Origin of the sequence: uncultured Methanobrevibacter sp. (genome assembly GCF_902771435.1) — an archaeon.
Classification (GTDB): Archaea; Methanobacteriota; Methanobacteria; order Methanobacteriales; family Methanobacteriaceae; genus Methanocatella.
Genome location: NZ_CACXXB010000063.1, coordinates 1 through 5,449 on the forward strand (window position 1 = coordinate 1; position 5,449 = coordinate 5,449).

At 40.2% G+C, this 5,449-nt stretch carries 4 protein-coding genes; all 4 read right to left on the reverse strand.

The features are described from left to right. Window positions 1-1,180 precede the first annotated feature (1,180 nt). Window positions 1,181-2,569 carry an ATP-binding protein gene (locus QZU83_RS10060; protein WP_295611862.1) on the reverse strand — a complete coding sequence of 463 codons (1,389 nt, stop codon included), beginning with the start codon at window positions 2,567-2,569 and terminating at the stop codon, window positions 1,181-1,183. A 117-nt stretch (window positions 2,570-2,686) separates the two neighbouring features. Further along, complete coding sequence (locus QZU83_RS10065) at window positions 2,687-3,349, reverse strand: hypothetical protein (protein ID WP_295611863.1); 663 nt, start codon at window positions 3,347-3,349, stop codon at window positions 2,687-2,689. Window positions 3,350-3,565: 216 nt separating this feature from the next. Beyond that, on the reverse strand, window positions 3,566-4,219 hold the full coding sequence (locus QZU83_RS10070) for a DNA/RNA nuclease SfsA (protein WP_366925386.1): 654 nt from the start codon (window positions 4,217-4,219) through the stop codon (window positions 3,566-3,568). Between the two features lie 179 nt (window positions 4,220-4,398). Next, window positions 4,399-4,944 (reverse strand): DUF6998 domain-containing protein, encoded by a 546-nt coding sequence (locus QZU83_RS10075; RefSeq protein ID WP_295611864.1) that lies wholly within the window; start codon window positions 4,942-4,944, stop codon window positions 4,399-4,401. Window positions 4,945-5,449: the final 505 nt, after the last annotated feature.

Here is a 5,449-nt window from a genome sequence, read left to right on the forward strand (position 1 = left end):
CTTACGTAAGGCAACTCTTTGTATGTTTTGAGGAAGCTTTCTTGAAAACATCTGGTAGTATATCTTTTCCGTTTCCTTATCTGCAAAGCTTTTTATCATATCCTGATTATACCTGTTTCGCATGTACACGTCAATCAGTTCTTATTTCACATAGTGGGGAACTTATTCTCGTTAGGCACAGATCAGTGATTCTGAATACGGTACACAACGGAAATTATCCACATACAATATTTTGGCATGTCATTGTCAAAATATCGCAAGCCTTTAGGTATAGCCTGGCAGATTTATATAGCTGTACCCAACCATTCAAAATTAGGTTTATAGATAGGTGACTTTTCAATTTTTAGTTATGTACAGATTTGAAATATCAGGATTTGTGCCTAAACGACTGAGATCTCCAAGAGAGGAACAGCATTGGCAGGCTTTCATGTATGGAAAATTTGTGGGAGGGTGTTGTCGCAGGCCCAGCTCGACCGCGCCTGAGGGCGCGCTCTCGCTGTATGTTGGCGGAGTATACCTTCCCACAGAAGTGAAACCTCCCGCTGGTCGGTTTTACGAGATAAAAAAGAGAGCGTCTGCTCGTGCAAGCACGGCATCCGCTTCGCGTCTGTCACTTCTGTGTGAAGGTGCATTCCTTGTTATCTAAGTTTGAGCCATGCAAGTCTGAGATTCGCGTAACGTACCGCTACGCGAATCTCAGACTGTACGGCATTCGCCGTATGAAATAAAAAATGAGAGTTGATTCCTGGATGCAAGCATCCGGAATCAACTCTCATTTTTTATTTCGCATGGCTCAAAGCTTATTCATACTCTATGATAGGACTTTGGTCAACACAATATATAGTGGTTTTTATTATAATCCGACCGCTATATCTATACGGATTATATGATTTATATTGTTTTACCAGAATTTTTTGGGTCGAAAATTGGTCAACTACACGGTTAGTTGGACTACCTCTTGGACTAAATCTTGGACTATTTTTGAACTAACTTGGACTAAAACGCATATGAACAATTTCATGCCAAGTTCATGCCAAGTTCTATCTAAAACCCCAGTAAAAAAGCCAATTTAACTAAGTCATTACTTGGCATTACTTGGCACGACGATGCCAAGTAGTATCTTACCACTTTAGTTCATGCGGGTACGGTTGCCTAAAATACAGCGGCTTTATTAATTGAATCAAGTTTTTCTTGATTGAATTTTTACAACATTGAGAACAGAAAGCTTTGTTTCGTTAATTTCCCAATGTCCGCTTCTTGTTGTTCCAACACGCTTTATTATGCCTTTTTCTTTTAGGCTCTTCAGATATCCTGCCACCGTCTTCCTGCTGACAGTCATTTTTTCAGCCAACTGGAGCATAGTGTACCCTGGATCTTCAATTATAAACTTCAATAACTGACGCTCACGATCTGTCACGTTATCAGTCACCCCATTAGTCACCTTATCAGTCACCCTGACGATTCGATCCTCCGGCCCGGTGAACTTGATCATGATATCGCCCGGATGAACTGTATACTCCGGCATTGGCAAGTTGTCTGCTTTCAGAGCATCGCAAATCTTCTCAACGCCGCGGCCCCAGCTTTCGATGAAACCTGCCAGATAAAACACCGACGCAATATTCGGATTGTAAGGTACTGAGGCGTGCTTTTCCATCAGGTTTTCTATTGTCCAGTTTTCCGGCAGACTGCCAACGTTTGCCACATACAAACGATCTTCGTACACGCTGATCTGGATTGGAATACCGGACTGGTATTGTTTGTGACAAATTGCATTCAGCAATGCTTCACGCAGAGCTTCTTCCGGGACAAAGTAACGCTCAATTCGCTGTACACCCTCATAGCGGATTTTAGCACGCATATACTTCAGATAAATCACTTCCAGAGTCTTGTCCACCTGCTCCAGGATAGATCCATGGATCTCATCCTGATACAACAAGTCTGCGTTGTTTTCAAAATACCCGAGCTTGATAAAAGCGCCGAGCTGGTATTTTTCAGGGTCCTTTGCAAAAAGGAGCATGGCGGCATTCGTCAGATAGTCTCCATTAGTCAGGTGCAGCTTCTCCAAAAGCACTTCTTTCGGTTCTTCCAGCAGGCTGGATTCTATTCTGCCTTTATTCGCCGCAAGTGCTTTGAACCTCTTCACGACGCCATCATCGACGTCACTGATTTTAAACGCCGGCAGGGGAAGATTATCCCATGTGACGCCGCGTTTACGCATTAAAAACGCCTCCAACGCCGGACCATTCAAAATCTGTTTCGTGCTGCCGCTGCGATAATGATAAACACCCTTATAGGATATACCAATCGGATACGCCGGTACATCAATCTCAATATAGGGCAACCCTTTCTTCTCCAATTGATTTACAGCGACAATAATCCCCATGCCATCACGGATCTTATTTGGAATCTCTTCCATCAGCCGTTTTGCATCTTTAACTCCGACAACTTCTCCCTTATCATCACAGCCGATAAAGATCTTGCCGCCCTGAGCATTGGCAAAACCGCATACCCATTTTAGATATTCATCACGCCAGGATTCTTTATATTCGATATTTTGAGATTCTGCCATATTACACCTTCTATTTCAGCCTAGTCTTTGGCAATTATCGACTATTATACATACTCTGCTACAGATATTTCTTAAAAATATCCCTCATCTTTACAGCTATATCGATAACCTGGTTCATCAGCTTACTCCTTTATTGTTCAGCTGTGGTGCACCAACACTTTTTACCCAAATCCATCTAGGATTATTTTCAATGAACTCCAATTCCACATTTTGCTCATAATGATTATTCATGATATCATCATAGGAAATTACTACAGAAAAAGGTAGTGAATTATCAATAAAATAGCCTTTATCTGCTAAAATCAAGCAATTGATGGCGATTTCCTTTTGTGCTGGAACAATCGGCCACGTTATTAATTCTGTGTCTTTAATTGCGGATATTACTCTACAGTTTACATTTATTGCGGTCCCCTTACTGATGTTTTCAATACGATACTTAGTAATCAAGTTATGAATTATCCCCGTTTGTTTATCTGTTAACTCAATACTTGTTCCGGTGCCTGCTTCCATCTTATCGAAATATATTTCAAAGCATGGCATATATTCAAGTCGCTTAGTCTCTTCAAACTGTCGCTTGGATTCAATAATCTGTTCTCTTGTGGCTTCAGCAGATCTAATATTCGCATTGCTAATGTTAATTGTTGCAATGACATATATTGCTGTAATCAAAACCAAGAGGGCTTGGCTGTTGCCATTAAGGAAATCCTTAAAAAGCCAAAATGCTCCGATTGAAATAGCAAGGGCAACAAATACCCAGTTTTTTTTGAACCATGATTTCATTTATCAAAGCCTTCCCGCAATAGCGTCTTTCAGTATGCTCTGCCGCATAGCTTCTGCGTGCTGCAAAGCGGTGTCCAAGGTCTGCTCGAAACTGTAGCAGACAGATAAACTTTCTTCGATTTCGCTAATGATATTCTGTTGCTCAGACATAGTTGGAACAATTATTCGTAGTTTTTCATTGAAATAATATAAACAGTATCGACATTATAAAATCTTTCAACTAAAGGGAATTATTTTTTTCGGCTTCATCCCACTTGCATCCACAGAACAGCTCAATACTTCTATCGGGATGTCTGCTTCTTTCACGCTTGACAAGAGCCCAGCAAAATAGGGATCAACTTCCTTGTTAGCAAAAAAAGAGTCTGCATCATCTCGGCATACAACAATTAACAATCGCGGATCCTGTCTGCGTTCTTTCATCCACAAAAGTGACATCAGCCTTTCATTCAACGCAGTAGAAGGTATTTCAGGGAGATATGCCACTCGATTGTCTACAAAAGAAGTGCCCATTACTTGAATCACTATGTCATGGTTTTCTCTGTTCATTGCAAGGAGCGCCATGCCTTTTACGTCTGCATAAAAAGATACTTGTTTGCCTTCATTATTACATTTCTCCGAGCACCACTTTTCTGCTATACGGAGAGGTTCCTTCGCATCAACGCATACCAATGTGTCCTGATCATAGACAGAATACAAATCAAACGATGTTCTTCGATTTGTATTCCCTGCCTCACGTAGAAAACAAGTGGCACCGTTTTTCAAAAACTCTATATCTATCCCATTCGAAATATAAGCCTCAATAATCTGTCCATCTACTTCCACCTCTGCCAGTCTACGGCTTTTTCTTCGAATGAACACTCCTCGCATCATTTCATTTATCCCTCAGATTGATTACTCAATCATAACAAGAAATTCCAGTGGTACATTGATAAACGCGGTCTGCTCCTCGGAAAGACATCAATATCAATAAATATCTCTGATATTTCATTACAGTATTATAATAATAAAAATCATTTTTAATGTTAAAAGAATTATATTGTTTTACCTGTTTATTTCTTTCTGTTCTTAAACTCCTTCTTCATCTTTTCAATATGCTGCAATGCAGTGATACGCTTCTCTGAAGAAACTTTCATATCAAGTTCCATCAATCTATTCACTCTCATATGTCTGTTATTGTGGCTATCCTTTTTGCTTGCAGAATCCCAGGGCTCCTTTCCCGGCCCGTTATATACTTCAAAAACCTGCCCCTTCTTAGTCAAATACAGCACAATCAAATAATCCGGCTCTGCAGAAATCTGAATACTGTCTTGTTGGGTGATTTTGATTTGTACTTCTCTATCATGAATTATTCCATCATGTACTTCTGTTGAAGCAGTATATAGATCAATCCCGTAATAATATGCTGCTAGCACTTCACCGATACTTCCGACAAGATGACCATCAAGTGTAAAATGCCTATCTGGAAAGTTATCTTCCAATTCAGAAACGATCTGTATCAACGCCTGTACCTTACTTTGAATCAAAGCTATTGTCTCTTTATTATAAGCTACTATTTCCATGCGTATTTCCTGATTATTGTTTTGTTTACCGTCCATTGGACACCCAAATAATTCTTTTGGTCTTATTACTTTTTCCTAATATCAATAATTTCCCATTCTTGGAATGCATTTTTACTTCTGATATATGTTGACTCCTGAACCGCTAGGCAAAGCAATTTTTTTGGGCGACTCATACCAACATAAGCTAGCTTCCGGCTATAATCATACAGCGGAGAGGATCAAGTTTTCTTTATACCAAAATACGGAAGAATACGGACAATATCTGATGATCGCCTCAATTCCGTCTCAAGATACAGGGTTGCATCATGCGTTTCACCTTTCACGCCATGAATTGTATCAAACTGAATCCGGCGGCCTCGAATGGGATCTACATAAACATTTCGTTCCATCTCCTTAGCAAGGACATCCACTGGCACTTCCATGAAATGTGAAGGAAGCTTACTTACTAAAACTTCCCATAGCAAAAATGGGCTTCGTTCCTTGAAAACTCAATAATACAGGTAATCAGATAGTGTATTCAGGCTGCCAATGCCGCTTTCGT